This window comes from Paractinoplanes rishiriensis (assembly GCF_016862375.1).
Lineage (GTDB): Bacteria > Actinomycetota > Actinomycetes > Mycobacteriales > Micromonosporaceae > Actinoplanes > Actinoplanes rishiriensis.
On sequence record NZ_BOMV01000101.1, the window covers coordinates 1 to 21,722 of the forward strand.

Annotated in this window: 19 protein-coding genes; 10 read left to right on the forward strand and 9 right to left on the reverse strand. The window is 68.6% G+C overall.

Features of this window, described 5'->3' with window-relative positions; translation table 11 throughout:
- Nucleotides 1–123: 123 nt before the first annotated feature.
- Complete coding sequence (locus Ari01nite_RS43560; RefSeq protein WP_275410934.1) at nt 124–1,401, reverse strand: ANTAR domain-containing protein; 1,278 nt, start codon at nt 1,399–1,401, stop codon at nt 124–126.
- 257 nt (nt 1,402–1,658) lie between these two features.
- Nucleotides 1,659–2,765, reverse strand: coding sequence for a transaldolase (gene tal / locus Ari01nite_RS43565; protein WP_203789901.1), 1,107 nt, complete (start codon nt 2,763–2,765; stop codon nt 1,659–1,661).
- Between the two features lie 482 nt (nt 2,766–3,247).
- Between tal and Ari01nite_RS43570 the strand changes: the two genes are divergently transcribed.
- The 7 genes from Ari01nite_RS43570 (at nt 3,248) to Ari01nite_RS51145 (ending at nt 9,717) form a co-directional block, all read left to right on the forward strand.
- Nucleotides 3,248–3,799, forward strand: a complete 552-nt coding sequence (locus Ari01nite_RS43570; RefSeq protein WP_203789903.1) for a hypothetical protein — start codon at nt 3,248–3,250, stop codon at nt 3,797–3,799.
- A 398-nt stretch (nt 3,800–4,197) separates the two neighbouring features.
- Nucleotides 4,198–5,223 carry a fatty acid desaturase family protein gene (locus tag Ari01nite_RS43575; protein WP_203789905.1) on the forward strand — a complete coding sequence of 342 codons (1,026 nt, stop codon included), beginning with the start codon at nt 4,198–4,200 and terminating at the stop codon, nt 5,221–5,223.
- Nucleotides 5,224–5,257: 34 nt separating this feature from the next.
- Nucleotides 5,258–5,791: a hypothetical protein gene (locus tag Ari01nite_RS43580; RefSeq protein ID WP_203789907.1), complete on the forward strand. Its 534-nt coding sequence runs from the start codon at nt 5,258–5,260 to the stop codon at nt 5,789–5,791.
- Between the two features lie 142 nt (nt 5,792–5,933).
- Complete coding sequence (locus Ari01nite_RS43585; protein ID WP_203789909.1) at nt 5,934–7,169, forward strand: low temperature requirement protein A; 1,236 nt, start codon at nt 5,934–5,936, stop codon at nt 7,167–7,169.
- A gap of 599 nt (nt 7,170–7,768) precedes the next feature.
- Complete coding sequence (locus Ari01nite_RS43590) at nt 7,769–8,770, forward strand: Acg family FMN-binding oxidoreductase (RefSeq protein ID WP_203789911.1); 1,002 nt, start codon at nt 7,769–7,771, stop codon at nt 8,768–8,770.
- Between the two features lie 273 nt (nt 8,771–9,043).
- Nucleotides 9,044–9,238: a hypothetical protein gene (locus tag Ari01nite_RS43595; protein ID WP_203789913.1), complete on the forward strand. Its 195-nt coding sequence runs from the start codon at nt 9,044–9,046 to the stop codon at nt 9,236–9,238.
- Between the two features lie 350 nt (nt 9,239–9,588).
- A complete protein-coding gene (locus Ari01nite_RS51145) occupies nt 9,589–9,717 on the forward strand; it encodes a hypothetical protein (RefSeq protein ID WP_275410932.1) in 129 nt (42 codons plus the stop codon).
- Between the two features lie 199 nt (nt 9,718–9,916).
- Here the strand turns inward: Ari01nite_RS51145 and Ari01nite_RS43600 are convergent, their stop codons facing one another.
- Nucleotides 9,917–10,204, reverse strand: coding sequence for a hypothetical protein (locus tag Ari01nite_RS43600; protein WP_203789915.1), 288 nt, complete (start codon nt 10,202–10,204; stop codon nt 9,917–9,919).
- Nucleotides 10,205–10,787: 583 nt separating this feature from the next.
- On the opposite strand from Ari01nite_RS43600, the gene Ari01nite_RS43605 reads away from it, so the two are divergent.
- Nucleotides 10,788–11,819, forward strand: coding sequence for a diacylglycerol/lipid kinase family protein (locus Ari01nite_RS43605; protein WP_203789917.1), 1,032 nt, complete (start codon nt 10,788–10,790; stop codon nt 11,817–11,819).
- Between the two features lie 124 nt (nt 11,820–11,943).
- Here Ari01nite_RS43605 and Ari01nite_RS43610 read toward each other — a convergent pair whose 3' ends face one another.
- Nucleotides 11,944–12,126 carry a hypothetical protein gene (locus Ari01nite_RS43610; protein ID WP_203789919.1) on the reverse strand — a complete coding sequence of 61 codons (183 nt, stop codon included), beginning with the start codon at nt 12,124–12,126 and terminating at the stop codon, nt 11,944–11,946.
- A gap of 501 nt (nt 12,127–12,627) precedes the next feature.
- Here Ari01nite_RS43610 and Ari01nite_RS50490 point away from each other — a divergent pair.
- On the forward strand, nt 12,628–14,268 hold the full coding sequence (locus Ari01nite_RS50490; RefSeq protein WP_239163520.1) for an AbfB domain-containing protein: 1,641 nt from the start codon (nt 12,628–12,630) through the stop codon (nt 14,266–14,268).
- Between the two features lie 101 nt (nt 14,269–14,369).
- Nucleotides 14,370–16,118: an RNA polymerase sigma factor gene (locus tag Ari01nite_RS43620; protein ID WP_203789921.1), complete on the forward strand. Its 1,749-nt coding sequence runs from the start codon at nt 14,370–14,372 to the stop codon at nt 16,116–16,118.
- Between the two features lie 7 nt (nt 16,119–16,125).
- Here the strand turns inward: Ari01nite_RS43620 and Ari01nite_RS43625 are convergent, their stop codons facing one another.
- The 5 genes from Ari01nite_RS43625 to Ari01nite_RS43645 form a co-directional block, all read right to left on the reverse strand.
- Nucleotides 16,126–16,353, reverse strand: coding sequence for a DUF8691 family protein (locus tag Ari01nite_RS43625; protein ID WP_203789923.1), 228 nt, complete (start codon nt 16,351–16,353; stop codon nt 16,126–16,128).
- Entirely contained in the window at nt 16,350–16,946 is a 597-nt protein-coding gene (locus Ari01nite_RS43630) for a DUF2306 domain-containing protein (protein WP_203789925.1), read from the reverse strand. Before Ari01nite_RS43630 ends, Ari01nite_RS43625 begins: the two co-directional genes overlap by 4 nt.
- A gap of 86 nt (nt 16,947–17,032) precedes the next feature.
- A complete protein-coding gene (locus Ari01nite_RS43635; RefSeq protein ID WP_203789927.1) occupies nt 17,033–17,713 on the reverse strand; it encodes a hypothetical protein in 681 nt (226 codons plus the stop codon).
- 111 nt (nt 17,714–17,824) lie between these two features.
- A complete protein-coding gene (locus Ari01nite_RS43640; protein ID WP_203789929.1) occupies nt 17,825–20,533 on the reverse strand; it encodes a winged helix-turn-helix domain-containing protein in 2,709 nt (902 codons plus the stop codon).
- Between the two features lie 120 nt (nt 20,534–20,653).
- Entirely contained in the window at nt 20,654–21,718 is a 1,065-nt protein-coding gene (locus tag Ari01nite_RS43645; protein WP_239163521.1) for a LacI family DNA-binding transcriptional regulator, read from the reverse strand.
- Between the last annotated feature and the right edge of the window lie 4 nt (nt 21,719–21,722).

Consider the following 21,722-nt stretch of genomic DNA (forward strand, 5'->3'; position numbering starts at 1 on the left):
ACCCGAAGACGTCGACGCCCTCATCGCCGACGAGCTACGCACCCCGCTCCGTTGAAGGCCAGAATCGGCATCGCGGCAATCGCCTCTGGGGTCGGCGGTACTCGATTGCTTCGTGAGGTGGGGTCAGGCACGCAAGTCCAGGTGGTGGTGGGACGCGCCCGCTCGCACCGCCGCCGTGACCTCGGTTCGCGGCGGCATCCGCCCTTGCCCCGGCAGATCGAGAGCCTGCTCCGCGCCGGGGGGCGCGGCGGTGAGGAGCAGGCAGGTGTCGGTGCGGTGCAGGACTTGTCGCACCAGAGGCTGGGGGCGCACAGCCCGGAACGAGGCGCCGGCATGCAGAGCCGCGGCCCGGCCCCGCAGCAGGACGCTCAGGGCGGCCATGTCGAGAAACGACACCCGGGCGAGGTCAACGACGACGCGGGTCACCGGGCCGGCGCTGAGCACCGCGGTAATCGCCGTCAAGAGTTCATCAGCGGTGTCCATGACGAGCTCCCCGACGACGGCGATGACAGCGATGCCGCATTGATCCACGTCCGTCGTGATCTTCACGGGTGCCACGGCGGCGTTCGGCGGTGACCCGGGTGCGGTGCCCGCCGCGGGTGCGGGTGTTTGACCGGTGGGACGTCGCGCTGTCATCGCTGCGCCGGCACGACGAACAGGCGTCGTCACCGGCTTGCCGAGCGAGTGGGGGGTGTTCGCGGCGCGGCGCGTGAGGGCGGCGGCGATGTCGTGCAGCTTGCGGTTGCTGTCCTGGGAAATCTTGACGAGTACGGCGAACGCCTCGTCCGCAGTGCAGCGCCGGTCACCCATGATGACGCCCTTGGCCTGTTCGATGACCGCCCGGTGCATCATCGCGGCCTGCAGGTGGCGCACCTCGGCGGCTTGCGTGTCGTAGCGGTGGATGGTCTTCAATGCCGCGGCAGCGTACCCGGCGAGACCGTGCGGGAGACCGATCGCGTCGTCGGGGAAGGCGTCGGGCTGGGTGGTGTAGACGTTGAGCGCCCCGGTGACCGCGTCGTCAATGCCCAGTCCGAGCGACAACACGCTGCGTGCGCCAGCGTCGACGCCTTGTCTGACCCAGCTCGGCCATCGGGTCTCGGCGCTCAGGTCAGCGGCGTACACGGTCGCCGCCGATGCTGCCGCTTGCAGGCAGGGTCCCTCACCTGTGCGGAACTGCGACCCGTCCAGGACCCACGCCACCTCACCGGTCGCGGCAACGGTGTACGCCTCATCGCCACGCAGCATGACGACGGACACCTCTGCGGCCACCGGGAGAAGACTCTTCGCGAGGTGCACGACGGCACCCGCGGCACCGTCAGGATCCGCGTCGACCGCGGTTCGTGGGCCCTGCGACGCCGCCACGACTCTGTCGGTACAGGTGGACGGTGAATACGATGTCATGGCCCTCCCCCAAATCGCGGCGACACACGCCGGGGTCTGGGGCGGCGGCCAGCAAGGCCGCACCAACGACAGTACGCGCCAAGCGATGCCGGTGCGCACTACCCGGCCAGATCGCCCTCATCCTGGCACTCCGACCACGACGGCTGCCGCTTTGATCATCGGCCTGCCCCTGCTTGACGCCGCCGCACTCGCAGTTCTCGGCTGGTTCGTCGTCACGCGCTGTGCCGAGGCCCCGCCGGTTGGCTGGGCATCGGCGCTCAGGAAGCGGCGACGCGCTCGCGGCCGACGGCGGCGGTCAGCTCTTCCCAGGACTTGTCGAACTTCTCGAGTCCTTCACGTTCGAGGAGGTCGGTGACCTCGTCCAGGTCGATGCCGAGCGCGGCGAGATCGGCAAAGGTGCGTTGAGCGTCGTCATGGGTGTCGCGAACGGTGTCGCCGGTGACGTGTCCGTGGTCGGCGAAGGCGTCCATGGTCTTGCCGGGCATGGTGTTGACGGTGCCTGCGGTGACGAGCTGGGTGACGTACATGGTGTCGGGGTAGGCCGGGTCCTTGACTCCGGTGGACGCCCAGAGCGGTCGTTGCGGGTTGGCGCCGGCGTCGGCGAGGTCCTGCCAGCGGCTGGTGGCGCACAGCTGCTCGTAGGCACGATAGGCAAGCCGGGCGTTGGCCAGCGCCGCCTGACCGCGTAGCGCCTTGGCCTGGTCGGTGCCGAGTTTGTCGAGCCGGGCGTCGACTTCGGCATCCACGCGGGAGACGAAGAACGACGCCACGGAGTGAATGGTGTGCAGGTCGTGTCCCGCGGTACGGGCTTGATCGAGCCCGTCGAGGTAGGCCTGCATGACCTGCTGGTAGCGGTCCAGCGCGAAGATCAGGGTGACGTTGACGCTGATGCCCTCGGCGACGACCTGAGTGATGGCAGGCAGACCCGCGACAGTCGCCGGGATCTTGATCATGACGTTGGGGCGGTCGACGGCCTGGTGCAGCTTGCGTGCCATGTCGATGGTCTTGGTGGTGTCCTGGGCCAGGCGGGGGTCTACTTCGATCGAGACGCGGCCGTCGATTCCTGCGGTGGCGTTGTAGACCGGCCGGAGTACGTCGCAGGCGTCGCGTACGTCGGCGGTGGTCAGCTCGAACAGGGTGGTGTCGACGGTCTTACCGGCCGCGGCACTTTCTCGCAGTTGCTGGTCGTAGGCGTCGCCCATGGCCAGGGCGCTGGCGAAGATGGTCGGGTTCGTGGTGACGCCGACCACGTGTTTGCCGGCGAGCAGGCGTTGCAGGTCGCCGGAGCGCAGCAGTTCACGGGAGAGGTCGTCGAGCCAGATGGACACGCCGGCTTCAGCGAGTTGTGCCAGTTGGTCATTCACGAGGAATCCTGTCTGAGTGGCTATGGGCGTTCGCTGGTGTCCTTTTGCGTTCGGCGATGTCCGCGAGGCCTGTCGGTTAACACGGCGACCCGGTCCGGGGTAGCGCGGACGGTGTGTTGCACGGTGGCCAATGGCGGGCGAGTACCCGTGGGCATGCGTTCCTAACTACGAAGCTCGTGGCAAGGAGAGCAGCGTGACGCCGGAGAATGTCCGCGAAATAGATTGCCGGCTGGCGTGGGAGCTCGGCTCTGGCCGTTTATCGCATCGATAGAGGGGCATGCAACGGCTACGACCGGCATGGCCTGGTCTGTTTCGCAGGCATTGCCGCTGAGTCGATCGGAGTCATCATGAGTACGCTTCCGTCTCGCAAAGATCCTGTGCCTCCCACCCGCGAGCCGCTTACGGATGCACCCGACAGTGCGGCCGCGCGCCCCGCCGAGACGGACACCGGCGCACATGCCCCGCGCGCAGACCAGCAGGCCGTGGTTTCACGTCAGAAGGAACGGTATGGCGGCATCAAGTGGGGATCAGCGTTCTTCGGCTGGCTGACCGCCACCGGCGCGTCAGTCATCCTGACCGGGCTACTGCTGGCCGTGGGAACGGCTGTCGGTCTCGCCGCCGCCGAGGACATTTCCGATGCACAGGGCCAGACCGGGCAGAACGCCGGCGAGCTCGGTCTCGCCGGAGCCATCAGCCTGCTGGTGGTGCTGCTGATCGCCTACTACTGCGGCGGCTACGTCGCCGGGCGGATGGCCCGCTTCAACGGCCTGCGCCAAGGGGCGGCGGTGTGGATCTGGGCCGTCGTCATCACCGCCGCCATCGCCATCGCCACCGCCGCACTGGGCGACAAGTACAACGTCCTCGACCGCGTCGGCGGGTTCCCGCAACTACCCGTCAGCAGCGATGACGCCACCACCGGCGCCATCATCGCCTTGGCCCTCGCTCTGGTCGCCGCGCTCATCGGAGCCATCCTCGGTGGTTTGGCCGGCATGCGGTTCCACCGCAAGGTCGACCGGGCCGGACTCGACCGCTGAACGAACTGCCGTACGCGGTCCCTGTGGTTCAGGGGACCGGCCGCGTAGTCAGCACCGGCTGGAACAAGTGGACGCCGGTCAACGCGGCAGCGATCGGCACACCTGGCAGGCAGCATCGGCGAGCTGATCGGCAACCGGTCCCGGCGGGGCCGCCCGGGCAGGCACCCGGTCAGCGCTGCAGACGGCCGCCGCCGGCCCGGCTCACCCCGGCCGGCCGCGGTCTCTTTGTTAGCAAATCCACCCCCGAGGCACCGACTTGAGCTCATGAACACACGCGGGGCGGGTTTATTTTCCGCCTTCCGAATTTGCACAAAACGCATTAGTTAGGGGTGTTAGCACCCCACAAAAGGGGACCCAGCACTCCTGACCCAATGCCGCGCGGAAGGGATCCTGAAGGAATGACAACAACTATCGAAAGACCGGCGACCGCCGCAACCGGGAGCGATTTCGCCGCGCTCAACCGGCGCATCACACAAGCCGGGCTCCTCGACCGGCGTCCCGCCTACTACGCCGTGCGGATAGGCGTCGTCACCGCGATGCTCGTGGGCGGATGGGCCGCATTCTTCGCGATCGGCTCGTCCTGGTGGACAATCGCGGTCGCGGCCTTCCTCGGCATCGTGTTTTCCCAGGTGGCTCTTGTCGCACACGACCTCGCGCACCGACAGGTGTTCCGCACCAAGAAGCCCAGCGAGCGAGCCGGGCGGATCGCGGCGAACGTAGCGGTGGGCATGAGCTACGGCTGGTGGATGGACAAGCACACCCGCCATCACAACAACCCGAACCACGATGACCTCGACCCGGACGTACAGCCTGAGGTACTGATCTGGGCGACCGAGTCGGCGTGGGGCCGGCGGGGGCTGAACGGCTTCGTCACCCGCCACCAGGCGGGCCTGTTCTTCCCGCTGCTGACGCTGCTGAGCATCGATCTGCGGGTGTCCAGCATCAAGGCGTTGCGGCACCCCGGGATGAAGCACCGCGCCCTCGAGGCCGGCTTGATGGCGGGCCACCTCGCCGCCTATGTGGCTGCCCTGCTGCTCGTGCTTTCGCCGCTGCAGGCGCTGGCCTTTTTCGTCGTGCATCACGCGGTCTTCGGGGTCTATCTGGGCATGACCTTCGCACCGAACCACAAGGGCATGCCGCACCCGGACGGCACCGAGGACTACCTGCGCAAGCAGGTGCAGACCTCGCGCAACGTGACCGGCGGCCGGCTGACGGACATCGCGCTCGGCGGCCTGAACTACCAGATCGAGCACCACCTGTTCCCCGCGATGCCGACCCCGAACCTCAAGAAGGCACAGCCGATCGTCGAGGCCTACTGCAAGCAGGTCGGTGTCTCCTACGAGACGACCAGCCTGATCGAGTCCTACCGTCAGGCGCTCCGCTATCTGCACGAGGTCGGCGCCCCGCTCCGCGCAGCACGCTGACGCGCAGATCTGCGGCCGCCGACACTAGAGTGTGGTGAGAATCGTCGTCCCAGACCCCGGCGGCACCTCACCGTTGGTCCGGTCGGTGTGGACCATCCTGAGCCGCAGCGACGCCGCTGCGGCAGTCATCGCGGAACGCCTCTTCACCCAGACGGTCTCCCCGATCCTCACCGCCATCCGGCGCCCGCACGACCGAGCATCGGCACAGGTGTTGTTGGCCTGCGCGGCCGAGGAACATCACACGTTGCCGCTGGACGTCCTGGCAGCGGCGCTTGCCGAAGACGGCATCAGCAGTTGCGTTCTCGGAGCACGGGTTCCATCACAAGCGCTCGCCACCGCGGCCGGCCGGCTACGCCCAGCAGTGGTGGCCGCCTGGTCCCAAACCCGCGACACGGCCGATCCCCGACAGATCACGGCATTGCTGACCGCCGGTCCCGCGATGATTGCCGCAGGGCCGGGCTGGACGAGCGCCGCGCTTCCCACCAGCGCGAACCTGTCCTCCAACGTAGCCGCGGCTTTGACGCAGACCCGCACCTTGCTCCGTACTTCACCTCCGACCCAAAGGTGAGACCGATGTTGTTAGAGCGCGACGCACTGGGTAGCCGCCGCGGTATTTCTCTCGCAGCTGACGGAGCGTCCCGTGTGCCGGGTTCAGGGCCAGGACTGAATCTGGCACGCATCGGAGCCGTCCGATGGGGCATCCGGGCGGCATGTCGCAACAGGTTTCCGGTCTTGATCCGGAGGAACAGGCCCAGCTCGACCGGGAGGACGAAGAGGGACGCGATCTTGTCCGCCCTCCCGACGTCAACGAGGAGTCGAACCGGTCCGCCACTCGGCTGGAGCTGTTCTTCGACCTTGCGTTCGTCTTGTTCGTCGCGAGGTGCGCCGACATCCTGGCCAAGGACGAGACCTGGCCGGGCGCGTTCACCTTCATCGCCGTCGTGGCGATCGGCTGGTGGTCGTGGGCCAGCGCTGCCCTGTACGCCAACCGATTCGACACCGACGACGCGATCTTCCGCCTGCTCACCCTGACCGGCATGGCCGGTGTCGTCGCGATGGCCGCCTCGGTCGACAAACTCGACGCGACCACCAGCCGGTGGTTCGCGCTGGCATACGTCATGCTGCGGGTCGTCCTCATTGTCGGCTACCTGCGGGCCTGGCGGGCGCTGCCGGATGCCCGCCGCACTATCCGGCCCTACCTGCTCGCGCACGCGGCCGGAGCCGCCGTCTGGCTGACCTCCCTGGCGGTGCCCACCCCGGGCCGGTACGTGTTATGGGGAATCGGTGTCGCAGTCGACCTCGTCGGGCCGACCCTGGCAGCGCGGCTCAAGGACGGCATCCCCCTGCACATGGAGCACCTGCCGGAGCGTTTCGGGCTGTTCGTGATCCTGGTGCTCGGTGAGTCGGTGGCCGCAGTGGTGACCGGCATCCACGACGCCGGGTGGCAGCCCGGCATCGTGGTCACGGCGGCGTTGGCCTTCCTCATCGCGGCCGCCCTGTGGTGGTCCTACTTCGCTCTGTCCGGCGGCGTAGCAAAGCGACGGCTCGTCCAAGAGGGCCATGAGCGGACCCGGCAGGGTGTCCACGACTTTTTCGTGTACGCCCACCTGCCGGTAGCCGTGAGCCTGGCCACGGTGGCGGTCGGCCTGGAACACGCCATCGTGCACGGCACCGAGGGCCACCTCTCATCCGGCACCCGGACGGTCATCGCCTTCGGCCTCGCCGGCTACCTGGCGAGCGTCGCACTCATCCAGGCCGTTCTGGCCCGGCATCTGCGCCCGGCGCTGCTGTGGCCGGGCGCCGGCGTACTGCTGATCCCGATCGTGTGCCTGTTCAACCTGCGGCCGCCGGTCCTGCTCGCCGTCCTCGCCGCCATCATGGTGGCCGGAGTTGCCACCGGCACAGCGCAGCACAGGGCGGGCCAGATCCACACCGCCGAGACCTGATGGCCGGATTTAGGCGACTTTCCGCTGCTTCGGCCTGCCAGTCCCTCGGCATCGAGGGCCGGAGCAGCGGGTCGAGGACGAAACGCCGTCCTCGGTACATCGAGCTCGGTACTGCTGTCACCGCTGGTGTGAAGGTTGACTCCCTCGCCTGACCGAAATGTGGGCTCAATGCCGTTCGGCGGCACGATGAGGGTCGGGCAAGGAGGCGTGTTGGACACCGTGCTCGCTGACGAAGCCGACGATCAACATTTAGGCGTAGTGTTGCGGTATCGGCGTTCGCACGGCGACGCCGATCTGCGTTCACGCAGACACGCATCTTCGCCGCCTGGACCCTGCGGGTATGACCTGACGTGCGGGGCATCACCTTGATCCGCGCTGGACCCGCTCGATATGCCCGGGCTCTACGCCATGAACCGTTCCACCTCGTCGCGGACGTCATCGACCGTTTCCCCGGTCTGGCCCGGCGGACCGTCGTCCTGCATCAGCTGTGGTTCGACAACGCGCCGCGCAGCAGCCTACGTGCGCCGAGCCGGCGCAGACTGCCCGAGATTCGCGGCAGGCCTGGCCGGCCACCTGACCGACACCGGAAGGAACTGACCATGGACACCGAGGCCCTCACCCATCCCACCGACCCGGAAATCGCCACTCACGCTCTGGCCGAGGCAGCGGCTGCCGCCGGATACGCCCCCTCGATACACAACACCCAGCCATGGCGGTGGCGGCTCACCGCCGACACCCTCGAGCTGCGTCTCGTCCGCGGCCGGATCCTGCCGGTCACCGACCCCGAGGGACGGTTGGCAACGCTGAGCTGCGGTGTCGCCCTGCACCACGCCCGCGTCGCGCTGGCCGCGCAGGGCTGGCACGCCACCGTGACCCGCATGCCTGCGGACGGCGAACCCGACCTGCTCGCAAGCCTGCACGTCGAGCGCCGGGCACCGACCGACTCAGCATCGACGCTGCACCTGCGGAGCATCCCGTTCCGGCACACCGACCGACGCCCCGTACCCGGCACGCCCGTCGAGCCGAACGACCTGGCAGCCATCACGACAGCCGTGCAGGAGCAGGACACCCAACTGCACACCCTGCGACCCGACCAACTCCTCGAACTGGCCGCCGCCACCGATCACGCACAGCACAGCGAAGCCGCCGATCCGGCCTGGCGAGCCGAACTCGCCTACTGGACCGGTCCCGCCCGACCGTCTGGCGCCGGCGTACCGGAAACCGCCATCCCCCAACGCGCCACCCAGACCACGGTGCCCGGCCGCGACTTCGGCCACCACGGTGAATTGTCCGTCAGCGCCGCACACGACAAGGCAGCCACATTCGTCGTGCTCTACGGCAGCACCGACGAACCGGTCAGCTGGCTGCGCGCCGGCGAAGCCCTGTCCGCCGGTTGGCTCACCGCCACCGAACACGGCGTCTCCGTCGTGCCGCACAGCGCCCCCATCGAGGTCATCGCCGCCCGCCAGGCGATACGCGCCATGATCGCCAGCGTCGGCCATCCCTTCCTCGTGCTGCGCCTCGGCACCACAGACCCCGCCGACCCAGCCGTACCGCACACGTCCCGGCTGCCCGCCGACCAGCTCATCGACCGCGCCTGAAATCGCCGAGTTCAGCGACTCCACCGTCCCGCGGTAGGCCCGTCAGTCGTCATCGTCACTTTCCGGATCATCGACGATGGCGAAGCCCGCGCGCTAACTGTGGCGGCGCACGACCAGTAGGCAAACCAGCCGGCGAGCGCGTCGGACCACATTTTCGCCCGGACCAGGCCTTTGTGGTCCCCACGCTTCATACCCGCCGCAGCGGGTATATCGGTTATGCCCCGTCCGGAGGCTCCCGACCGCGTCGGCGGCGCCAACCAAGTGAGGAAAGTCATGACTGCCACACACGTCCGAAGAGCCGAGATCGTTTCCATTCTGCGGTCCAGGGGAAAGTTCGCTCGTGCCGACTGGTTCGAACGCGAATTTCCCGACATTGTCGACACCGGTAAGAACAGCAGCCTGCTGACAACCCTTGAGATCGATGCGGATGCTTTGAGCTCGACCGACCGCATTCCCCAGGATGCGTGAGATTCCCGAGGCGATCGAGCGGGGCGGTCGGCGTTGCAACTGACGGCGAAAGCGGTCCTGCGGTCGGGCGTGATGGTCCTGCGGTCGGGCGTGATCAGGAAGTCGGTACGGAACCCCTGATGGCGCCTTCACCACGTCCGTCCATGCACGATCATCCCGTTGATTCGCGACCGATTGACACGCCGCGGCGAGGCTGGGCGGAGTACGTTGGTGGGGCAACCTGCGATCCGATGCAGACGTCATGGGCCGACGCGGAGTGAACGAACCGGCCTGACAGCCGCGGCCGAGAATGACCCACCCGACGGCCCGAACCGGTCGACCGGGGCACGCGCGAGATACGAGGAGCTCACATGGCTAACAAGTCCGCGCACAAGGAAGATCGGAAAAAGCAGGGCAGCACCCTCAAGGAGAAGCGCGCAGCGAAGAAGGCCAAAACCGCGAAGAAGTCTGCTTCGAACATTCCGTCGACCAGCCGCTGACCGACCGATCGGTCGAAAAGCGCCACCGGCCGCGGAACAATACAGCCGGAGCGCAAATGCCTGGGTAGCGTGAATGCAGAAGCTCACCACATCCATCCGGCGAAGGATTGGATATGGTGAGTTAGCGTGCCCGGCGACGCGAGGACCCACAGCGATCGCCAGAGGAAAGACGGATTCGGCCGGCAGCTCGGCCCTCGGATCAGAAGGGTGGCGCGTCCTCGCCCATCAACGCCAGCGTGACGCCTCCTTTCCCGCTTTTGAGACTCTGGACGACGACCTTGCCGGTACTGCCGTCGGGCAACTCCAGCGTGAAGGATTTTCCGACGGCATTCTTTCCGACGTTGCAGGCGCCGTTCGCGGGCCGGAAATCGCCCGCCCACGGCGGGATTCCGCCGTGGCGCCCGGGCTCGGTGAAGAGCGCGGCTGTGCCGTGCGTCCTGGTGCCGTCTGAGGACAGAAGTGTCGAGGCGGTGCGGTAGGTAGCCATATGCCGCAAGGCTATCTCGGATTGCCCTCGTTCGCAGGACGGAAATTACGCCATGACGCGAAAGGCACGCACCCACCACGCCGTGGAAGTAGCACATCCCCGGTCCAAACAGCCCGCCGCGCAGAGCTTCGGCTTCATGTTCTGCATCGATTTACCTGCGCTACGAGGGCGGTTGTACCTGCCGTTCCCATCCGGCGGGTCGCTGGCCGGGGCATGATCGATCGAGTCGATTAGTGTGGTGTTGTGAGACGTTGCTGATCGCGAATTCAGAGAATGTGACGAAATTCCGTCCGTGCGGGTGCGGAAACCCTCGGGAGGTGCAATTGTTGAGCCGTCGGGTGGCCCCGGACCTCGGTCACGCATTCAGCCGTGATGGGAGGTTCCCGATGGCTGGTCCCTGGCCTGAACACCATCGAGTCACTCCGGGTGACGCCGCTGACGAGGCCACGCGCTGTCCTGCAGAACGGCAAGCTGATCGCCGGCGCCGGACGGAAGCCCTCCTGGCCGTGGCCGCACGACCGGCTCACCTCCAGCGGTGGCGGTCAATTTTCTCCCACCGAACCAGACCCTGAGGACCTGCGTCATGGACGTACCAACACGCCCCGCCTCATCCACCGATCGCCCGCCCCTGGCCGATGCGCTGCGGTCAGCGGTCATCGTGAACCCCGTGAAGGTGCCCGACCTGGACCTGCTGCGCCGCACCATCGACGACGCGTTGACGGCCGCGGGATGGCCGGAGCCGATGTGGCTGGAGACCACGGTCGACGACCCCGGATCCGGCCAGACCTCTCAAGCCGTACGGGACGGCGCCCAGCTCGTCTTCGCCTGCGGAGGCGACGGGACCGTGATGGCCTGCGTCACCGCACTGGCAGGAACCGACGTCGCGCTGGCAGTGCTACCGGCCGGCACCGGCAACCTTCTCGCCACCAACCTGGGACTCACCGGCGACGTCGCGGCCGCCATCGAGGTCGTCCTAGAGGGCGGACGCCGCCGCATCGACGTCGGTTCCGTCGGGGCGCAGTGCTTTGCCGTGATGGCCGGTATGGGTTTCGACGCCCACATGCTCGACGCGACCAGCGACACCGCGAAGAAGCGCATCGGCTGGCTCGCCTACGCCGTCGGAGCTGCCCAGCACCTGCGGGACCGCCCCATGCGCATCCGCATCACCCTCGACGGAAGGCGCCCGTTCACCCGCCGCCCGCGCACCGTGATCGTCGGCAACGTCGGACGGCTCCAAGGCGGCGTGCGCCTGCTCAACGACGCCCAGCCCGACGACGGGCTGCTCGATGTGGCCGTCCTCAGCCCGAGGAACCTGCGGCACTGGATCTCACTCGGCTGGGGCGTCCTGCGCCGTAAGGACGCCATCTCCAACATGGAGACCTTCACCGCCTCCCGGGTGGAGATCCTCAGTACCCGGATCCAGCCACGCCAGCTCGACGGTGACCTCATCGAGCCCAGCAAAGAGCTGCTGGTCACCGTATGGCCGAAGGCTCTGCTGCTCTGCGTGCCGCACCCCGACACCGACCTCGACCTCGCCCACGACGCCGCCGCAGCGGACCGCCGAGCGGAGCGGCTCCGCTCCGGACCGGCCCGCGTCGTCTCCACGACGGTATGACGCTGGTCCGCAGTCGTGCCCACGCCCTCATCGACCGCTTCGCCGGGCTGTCGCAAGATGCCGTGAACGACCAACCCCGGCAGACCCTCGGACGGTTCGCCCCATTTGCCCACCATGGACCTGGTCAGGTCCACTGATCGGTGTCTTCCACACTGTCGACCACGATGTCCAGGTCGGCGTATTGCGGCTGGCGGGACAGTTCTCGGACCGCCTGGGTGAAGTGGGCCCAGGCGGTCCGATCCTGTTCGGCGTTGTGGTTCGATAGCCGCGCGTGTGCGGTCAGCGTGGCCTGTTTGGCATCTTCCATGGGAAACCTCCGGGTCGGCCTGGTCGGTCGCGGAGTTGGTAGCGCCGGCCGAGCGGGGCGGCACCGTCCGCATCGCGTTGACGCTGATCGGGGTAAGCCAGGGCGTTGTCGATCAGATCCAGCATCCCCCTGCGTGCCTCCCATGTTGCCACCGGGCGGGTCGCGGCTTGATGCGGCGACCATCCTGGGGCACTCGCGGAAGCTGCCCGTCGCCGACAGAGACCTCACAACGGCGTCATTACGCCAAGGTCAGCCAGACGGAAACCGCGTCCGCTAAATTACCGAAATCGACATTCACGAATTGTGGCATGACGCGGGACGGCAAGGGTTGACAACCGTCACCCCACCGCCAAGACTTCATCGCAACACGGCGTTGATGTGAACGTCATCGACTTCCCGCTCCGGCATTGCCGGATAGCGCCGCGGAAATCCCCATCCCCCAAACTCCTCGCGAAGCAGCATTCCCCGAGTTGGAGTTGCCAGCAATTCAGGAGACCGATCATGCCTTCCCAAGGAACCAGTCGGCGCGCCCTTCTCAAGGCAGCGGGTGTGGGCGCCGGCGTGGCCGCAGCGTCCGGACTGGGCATTCTCCGGGCGTTGCCGGCGCAGGCCGCGACCCACCCCGGCATGCTGCACACCCAGGCCGACCTGGACCGGATGCGGACCCAGGTAAACGCCGGTGCCCAGCCGTGGAAAGCCGGCTGGGACCGCCTGGTGGCGAACTCGCATTCGCAGAGTTCGTGGACGCCCCGCCCGACCGCCACCGTCATCCGCGGCGGCGAGGGACAGAACTACACCGCGTTCTACAACGACGTGCACGCCGCCTACCAGAACGCCCTGCGATACCGGATCAGCGGCAGCACCGCACACGGCGACAAGGCCCGCGACATCCTCAACGCCTGGTCCGGCACGCTGCAGGCGATCAACGGTAACGCGGACCGGTTCCTGGCCGCCGGTATCTACGGTTACCAGTTCGCCAATGCCGCCGAACTCATGCGCGGCTACTCCGGGTTCGACCTGGACCGGTTCAAAAACATGATGCTCAATATCTTCTACCCGATGAACAACAATTTCCTGAACAACCACAATGACGCGTGCATCACGAACTACTGGGCCAACTGGGACCTCTGCAACATGAATTCCATCCTGGCGATCGGCATCCTCTGCGACGACCAGGCGAAGATCAACCAGGCGATCAACTACTTCAAGAACGGCGCCGGCAACGGTTCCATCATGAATGCCATCCCGTTCCTGCATTCCGGCGGGCTCGCGCAATGGCAGGAGAGCGGCCGCGACCAGGGGCACACGATGATGGGCGTCGGCCTGATGGGCACCTTCTGCGAGATGGCCTGGAATCAGGGCCAGGACCTGTACGGCTACAGCAGCAACCGGTTCATGCAGGCCTGCGAATACATCGCCAAGTACAACCTGGGCCAGTCCGTGCCGTTCACCACGTATCGCTGGGGCAGCGGGCAGAACTGCGCCCAGCAGCAGCAGACCGCCATCTCGGCGAACAGCCGGGGACAGGATCGCCCGGTCTGGGCCCTGGTCCACGCGCACTACGCAGCGCGTCGAGGGTTGTCGGTTCCGAACATCACGGCCTACCTGAACCGCGTGCGCCCCGAAGGCGGCGGCGGCGACTACGGCTCCGCCAGCGGCGGCTTCGACCAGCTCGGCTTCGGCACCCTGGCACACACCCAGACCGGCGGGAGCTCCACCCCGGCGGTAGGAATCAACCGGGTGCAGTCGTACAACTTCACCGATCGCTACGTCCGGCACATCGACTACGACGTGCGCATCGACCCCGACGTCAGCCCCGCCGAGGACGCCCAATGGCGGCTGGCCCCCGGCCTGTCGAATTCGGCCAGTGGATACGTTTCGATCGAGTCGGTCAACTTCCCCGGCCACTACCTCCGCCACGCCGATTACGACTTCGCCCTGGTACAGAACGACGGCAGCGCACAGTTCGCCGCCGACGCCACCTTCCGCCGCGTGGCTGGGCTGGCCGACTCCGCCGCCGTGTCGTTCCAATCGGTCAACTTCACCGACCGGTACATCCGGCACTCCGACTACCTGCTCCGGCTCGACCCGGCCGACACCGACACCGCGCGAGCCGACGCCACCTTCCGCATCACGTCCTGACCGCATGACTGGGGAGGCCGGGCCACGGTTTTCGTAATCACGGGCACCTGCCGCCCGTCCTCCTCATACCGGCATGCCGTCGTGAAGAGGAGGTGACAGCCGTGCGCGGTAGTCCTGCCACCTCGATTGCCGACCGGGTGCGAGCCGCTCAACACGGCGACCGCGAGGCGTTGACCGCACTCGTCGAGGACCACCTCGACATGCTCTACAACGTCGCCGGCCGAGCCTTGAACGGCCATGCGGATGTCGATGACGTGGTGCAGGAGACGCTGCTGCGCGTCGTGCAGAACCTTGCCGCCATCCGGGACCCGGCGCGGTTCTCCGGCTGGATCCTCGCCATCGTGCATCGAGAAATCGCCGAGCGACTCCGGCGGCGCCGCACCAGCGCCGAACGCACCCACTCGCTGGATCTGGCGGCGGACCTGCCGGACCCGGGTGCCGACTTCGCCGACCTGATCGTGCTGCGCCTCGGCCTTTCCGGTCAGCGACGTCAGGTGGTCGAGGCGGTCCGCTGGCTCGAGCCGGACGACCGGTTCCTGCTCTCTCTGTGGTGGCTCGAGGTCGCGGATCGCATCACGCGCGCCGATCTGGTCGCCGCGCTCGGCCTGTCGGCCACCCACGCGGCGGTCCGGGTCAAGCGGATGCGAGACCAGCTTGACCTGGCGCGGTGCATCGTCGGCGCGCTCGATGCCCGGCCCCGCTGCCCGGATCTCGGCGAGGCGCTGGCGACCTGGGACGAACGGCCCAGCCCGGTCTGGCGTAAACGGCTCGCCCGGCACCTGCGCGACTGTCCCTCCTGCGCTGCCCACGAGCGGCGCCTGCTGCCGCCGGAAACGCTGCTGGCCGGCGTGGCAATGCTGCCGTTGCCACCGACTCTGGGCACCGCCGCAGTCTCCGGAATGCTCGCCGGACCGGCCGGTTATGGACTGCTGGCAAGCCTGGCCGGCTCCGCCGGCCAGGTCGCCGCTGCCGCCGGAGCCGGCTGGGCGCAAACCGTCGGCCTGTCGAAGCTTGCCGTCGCGGTGGCCGGGGCCGCCGCCATCGCCGGCGGCGTGGTCGCGGCCGTTGACGACGGAGACTCCCCCGCCCCTCGACCGCCCGCAGCCATCGCACCCGCCGACCCGCCGACGCCCAGCCGGGCCAGCACGCCGCCGGTGCCGTCGGCGGCGCCGTCCACCGCCGCCCCCTCGGTCCGATACGGCTCCGTCGTCGACGTCGCTGACCCGGCCCCGCCCACCAACCGCCGGCCCGACCGACTGCCGGCCCGGCCGGAGGGCACGCTGACCATCACGGCCAGCAACGACAACGACCCCCGGCCCGACGTGGTGTCCCTGATCCACCGCGGCGAGTCGGCCACCTATCGTGGTCGCGGCTACCTTCGAGTGGAGTTTGCCGTCGCGTTCACCGAACGTGTCGGCATTGTCGCGATGCCGGCCTGGACCGGGTTGAAGGGAAAACTGTTCCACGTCGCGTCCGGTGGCGGCCGGCGGCTCGACGACCGGATTCGGGGCGCCGCCGCCGGCTTCACCGGAATGGGCGACCCGACCCACGGGTACGCGCATCTGCCCGACGGTGCCCAGCAGATGTGGCATTTCGAGTACTACTACCTCGACGGCGAGGTGACCTACACCTCCAACGAACGGGGCGCTGACTACAACCTCTACGTGCACATCGTCGATCGCGTCGGAATCGACGGCGACCTGCGCACCCCGCCCGCCGGTCCGCAGGGTCCGATCCGGTACGGCTTCGTGCGTGATGACGCGACGAACGCCTGCCCGGTCCCGCAGTACGTGACTCGGCGGGTGGTCGCGGACACTGCCACCGTGCCACAGCAGAGCGACGTCGGGTGACACGGGTCTACTCCTGTCCTGGCGGGCTCGGGGCGGGTGTCGCGTCGAGCGAGATGAGGGTCAAGCCGAGGTCACGCACCTTGGCGAGCAGACCGTGCAGTGCGGCTTGGTCGGTGACGGTTCCGCGCAGGGTGGTGGTGCCGTCGGCGTTGCGGGACAGGGCCAGGTTGTCGAACCATGTCGACCAGTGCTCGTCGAGGTGCCCGCCGATGCGGAACTCGTAGTGCGGGCTCATCGTGGGACGGCCGTTCGTTCTGGGCCTTTTCCGCGGGCGATGACCCACTCGGCGACGGCGGCGTTGATGAGCCAGGCGACGCTCATCGATAGGGCGGTGCTCAGGTCGCCGGTGCCGAAGGCGGCCTCGCCGACGCCTTGGGTGACGGTCTGTGTGCCGGCGCCGAGGCCGAGGGCGTACGCGCGGATCATCCAGGCGCGGTGTGCGGCGATGTCGCGGCGGCGGATCGCGGTGAACCCGAGGACGAGTGCGGTGGCCATCGCGGAGCCGACAGTGAGCCGAACCGTCCACAGCAGCACACCGCCGGGTGCGTTCCGGTAGAACACCGTCATCCACAGCCCGGATACGGCGACGAGCAGGCCGGCGGCAACCAGTACCCGGCCGGATGTGCGATGCCACGTCCGGTGCCGGCGGCGCAGCCGGGCGGGGAACTGGAAAGCGCCGAGGATCGCGTAGACGGTGGCCGCGACGATGTGCACCATGACGGGTGCTGGGTCGGCGGCGATGCGCGGGTTCACGGGCATCAGCTGCGGGCCGTCGGCGACCTCGACCAGGCGCAACACGCCGGAGACGAGCGGGATGACGCTGATCATCAGTAGCGCCGCCGGAGCCCGCCAAGGCGCGGTGCCCGGTCCGGGCGCCGCAGCGCGCCCGGACCATGTCGCGCGGGTCGGCGCGGTCATTGCACGCTCGCCGTGGAGAGGCGTGCGGTGGCCGGCAGCGTCGCGGGAGTCTGGCGGGCGGACCGCCACAGCGACCAGCCCAGCGCCACCATCGCGATGCCGTTGGGGAAGGCCAGCAGCCGATAGAAGGCGTCCGGCAGGACGGCGATCGCGATGGTGACGGCACCACCGGCCGCGAGCAGCGCGGCCGCCCAGCGGGGGAACACCCGCGCCCGCAACAGCGCGATGCCGAAGACCAGACCGCCGGCCAGATACGTGAAGTTCTGAACCTGCAGGACGGTCCGGAGCACGCCGATGTCGCCGGACGGGGTGCCGCCCGTGGTTGCGGCGGCCACGTCGTTGACGAAGCCGGCGTTGCTCAGTGCGATCTCGGGAAGGACGAAGGCGGCCATGTAAGAGGTGCCCACGATGATGGCGTAGCCGGCACCGAGCACCAGGTACCCGAGCAATCCGAGGACACCGGTCTGCCGCACCTGGCGCAGGTACATGCCGGTGATGCCGGCGAGCGCGAGCACGGCCATCAGCAGCTTCAAGCTGTTGCGGACGGTGACGTCGGTGGTCATCAGCGAGGTGGCGTCCAGATGCGGATGATTGATCTGGACGCCGATGAAGATGAGTCCGGCGGCGACGGCGGCTGCGCCGGCGGCCCGGCTCAGCGTGCTGGCGGTGATGGTCATGTCAGGTCCCTTTCCTGGTGGTCCGTGACGGGCGCCGCGGACACCTGGAACTTAGGAACCGAGGGGGTGATGGGGCGTCACCACATGATGTGACCGAGGTGGTGACACGGCTCAGAGCAGCCCGTACTCGCGGGCGCGCCGCACCGCCGCCGCCCGGGTCGTGACGTCGAGCTTGGTGAAGATGCGCTTGGTGTGGGTGCGCAGAGTGTTGACGGTGACGTACAACCGGCGGGCGATTTCCGGTCCGGTCAGGTCGCTGTCCAGGAGCCGAAGAACCTCGAGCTCGCGGGAACTCAGCCGGTCCGCCACGGGCTGCGGAGGCTCGGCGGCCGGCCTCGATGCCGCGGACCGGCCGAGGAGGACCCCGAGGCGCTGCCGAGCCGGTGTCTCGAGACCGGCCACGGCGTCGCGCAGCAGTGCCTGCATCGGTGCGCCTTCGTCAAGGAACAAGCGCACGTAGCTGTCGGCTTCCGGCCGCGCGGTCAGGGCGTCACTCAAGGCGGCGAACGCGCGGGTCGTATCCCCGTCGGCGTGGTGGGCGAGGGCCCGCAGCAGATGAATTTCGCGCAGGCTACCGGCCCGGTCTTCGGCGGCAACGCGCAGCCGTTCCAGCAATGCGAGCACTGCCGGAACGGGCGCGTGGTGATCGCCGGCGCGGTGCCGCGCGAGCAGGACGCGCACGAGCGTGAGGAGCTCGTACTCGCGCAGGTAGGCGGGTTCGTCGTCGACGGTCACGCCGGCTTCCTCGGCCCACTGTCCGGCCGCCGTCAGGTCTCCAGCGCCGAGGGCCAGGCGGGCTCTGGTCGCGGCGATCGGGTGCACGTCGGGGTAGAAGCCGGGCCGGTACAACTCCTGCGCCCGGTCCAGCAGGTCTGCCGTGGCGTCATGGTCCCCGGCCACGGCGCGCAGTCGCGCCATGGCGAGGAACCATCTGTGCCGATTCTCGGTGATGGATCCGTGCTCGGCGAGCGCCCGGGCCGTCCGCAGGTGCTCCTCGGCCACGGCAAGTTCGTCGCGCTGGCGGTTGAGTTCGGCGAGCCCGACATGCAGGTCGGCGGTGGCCCTCGGGTACGGCTCGCCGCCCGCGACCGCGGTCCGCAGGGCCTGCTCGTAGAGCCGGCGGGCGCGGCTGGGCCACCCGGCGGCGACCCACATGTCGGCGAGCACCACGGTGCTGTCCAGCTCGTCGACCAGGTTTCCCGCCGCATGCAGGCTGCGCACCGCCTTAGTGAACATGGGCAGCGCCTGCTGCACGTCGCCGGCGGCCCAGGCGGCGAGCCCGAGAAACCCGGCGCCGGCGCCGCGGACGAAGTGGTCCTCCGGTCCGGCCAGGTCGAGCGCCACCTGGGCGTGGCGCACCGTCCCGGCGACATCGTGACGGGCCTGGGCCAGCGACGCGCGGTAGACCGCGATCATCGCCGGGGCGCTGCGCAGGTCCTCGGTGTCCACCCACGCTGCCCGCAGCTGTTCGTCGTGCTCGCCGGCGGTCAACGCCGCCTCGGCGTCGTCGAGCCGGGACTCGAGCCCGTCCAGGTCGCCGGATATCAGCGACGACCAGCCCGAGACGATGCTGAGGACGGGGCTGCGCCGCACGACCGCGTCCGGCAGCGCCCGCATCCAGTCCTGCAACAGCCGGTCCTGCCGGGTACGCCGCAGCTCCGGGACCGCCTGCTCCATCAGGGCGGCGGCGCGGGTGACATCGTCGGCGGCGAGCGCGTGCCGGACCGCGTCAGCCACCAAGTCGTGCGCCGCGTACCAGTCGCAGGCACGCCGGTGCAGCTGAGGAACCTCGCCCGGCTGCTCGCTGAGCAGCCGGGCCCGCAGCACGTCAGCGAACAGGTGGTGGTAGCGGTACCAGTCCCGCCGCCCGTCGAGCGGAACCACGAACAGGTTCGCCCGGTCGAGATCGTCCAACGCCAGCCTGCCGCCGGCGCGACCGGTGACCGCGTCACACAGCGGGCCGGTGAGCCGGTCGAGGACGGCGGTGCGCAGCAAGAACTCCCGGACGTGCCCGGGCTGGCGGGCGAGGACCTCGTCGGCCAGGTAGTCGATGACGAACCGGTGACTGCCGGTGAAGGCGTCGATGAACCCGGCGACCTCCTTCGGATCGTCGACACCGCGCAGCGACAACGCGGCGAGTTGCAGGCCGGCCGCCCAGCCCTCGGTACGCCCGTCGAGCGCGGCGACGTCCGCGGCGCTGAGCTCCAGCCCCATCACCCGGGTGAGGAACTCCCGGACCTCGGACGGGCGGAAGCGCAGGTCGGCGGCACGGACTTCGACCAGCTGGCCCCGGCTGCGCAGCCGGGCCAGGGGTAGCGGCGGGTCCGCCCTCGTCGCCACCAGTAGGTGCACGGTCGGTGGGAGGTGGTCGAGCAGGAAGGTGACCGCCTCGTGCACCGGAGCCGACTCGACGACGTGGTAGTCGTCGAGCACGACCACCCGCGGGCCGTCACCGAGGCGCGCCAGCTCGTTGACCAGCGCCGGCAGGACCGCGCCCGCCGACGCGGCCGGCACGGCGTCGAGAAGTGCGGCGCCTACCTCGAGGGCCGCGAGAAGGTGGGTCAACAGGCGCGACAGATCATTGTCGCCCGCGTCGAGCGAAACCCAGCCGATCATCGGTGCCGTCGGACGCTCGACCAGCGTCGCTCGCCAGTCGCTGAGCAGGGTGGTCTTGCCGAAACCGGCCGGCGCCGACACCACGGTCAGCCGGTGCCCCGGCGCAAGCGTCGCATCCAGCAGCTCCATCAACCGCGGCCGCGCAACGAGCTGAGCGCGCTGCGGCGGCGCGAACAGCTTGGTGGCGAGCACGGGCTGCGGCATGAACGAATCCTAGAAGCGGCACGATGATCGCAGATGAATCTCATCGGCTCAGCGCAAGTTCAGGTCGAGGGTTGCGCCCTGAAAGTGCTCAAGGAGCGGGTGCCTGCACGGACATCCAGGTCAGGCCCGGCGTGTCTCCTTCCGTCGCCTGGCCGGGCGCGATGTCGAATTCCGGATCACCAGCCGGTGTTCGTGTTGCGGCGGAGGCGCCGGCGGGCTGTCCGGGTTGTTCAAGAAGTCGACCAGATAGGCCAGGCCGACGGTGGCAAGCTCGGCGTTGTCGGAGCTGACCGTGGTCAGGGGTGGCCAGACGTGAGCAGCCACCGGAATGTCGTCGAAACCCACGACGCTGATATCGCCGGGAACCGACCGGCCGGCTTCATGCAGCGCGTGAATCGCTCCGATCGCCATCTCGTCGTTGGCCGCGAAGATCGCCGTCACCTCGGGATCAAGGGCTAGATGCGTGCCGATTTCGTAGCCCCGAGCCGCGGTCCAATCTCCTTCGAGGACCTCCGGAACGCCGGCACCGGCCGCGGTCAGCGTGGCCCGCCAGTTCTGCAGCCGTTCCCGCGCCGCCCACCAGCGTTGCGGCCCGGCGATGTGATGAACGGTGCGGTGCCCGAGATCCAGTAGGTGTCGCGTCGCCGCGGCAGCGGCATCGCCGCCCTCGGCGGCACGCACCGACAGCACAACCGGCGCCTGCACGATTGGTGCGGCGCCGAGGGTCAGGACCGGTACGTCGACCGTGAGCCGTTCGCCACCGTCGTCGACGGGCTCGGACAGGATGACCGCGTCGACGCCCTGCGCCAGCAAATTGTCGACCGCCGCCGCTATACCTGACGTGTCCTCCTCGAAGGAGTTGGCAATGCTCAGCGAGTAGTTGATGCCGCGCGCCGCCCGCTCCAGAGCCACCAGCAGGGACGACGGCCCGAAGTGCGAGGTGCCCAGCGACACCACACCGATCCGGTTCGTACGGCCGGTGAGCAGGGCACGAGCCGCACCGTTGGGCCGGTAGCCGAGCGACTGCGCAGCGGCAAGCACACGCTCGCGGGTTTCCGGCGTGACGTTGGGCTCTTTGTTGAAGACCCGGGACACGGTCTTCTGAGAGACGCCGGCCAGCCGGGCCACGTCGGTGCCACCCGGACGCCGATCGCCGCCCCAGCGCTTCAACCCCGTGTCGCTCACCGGA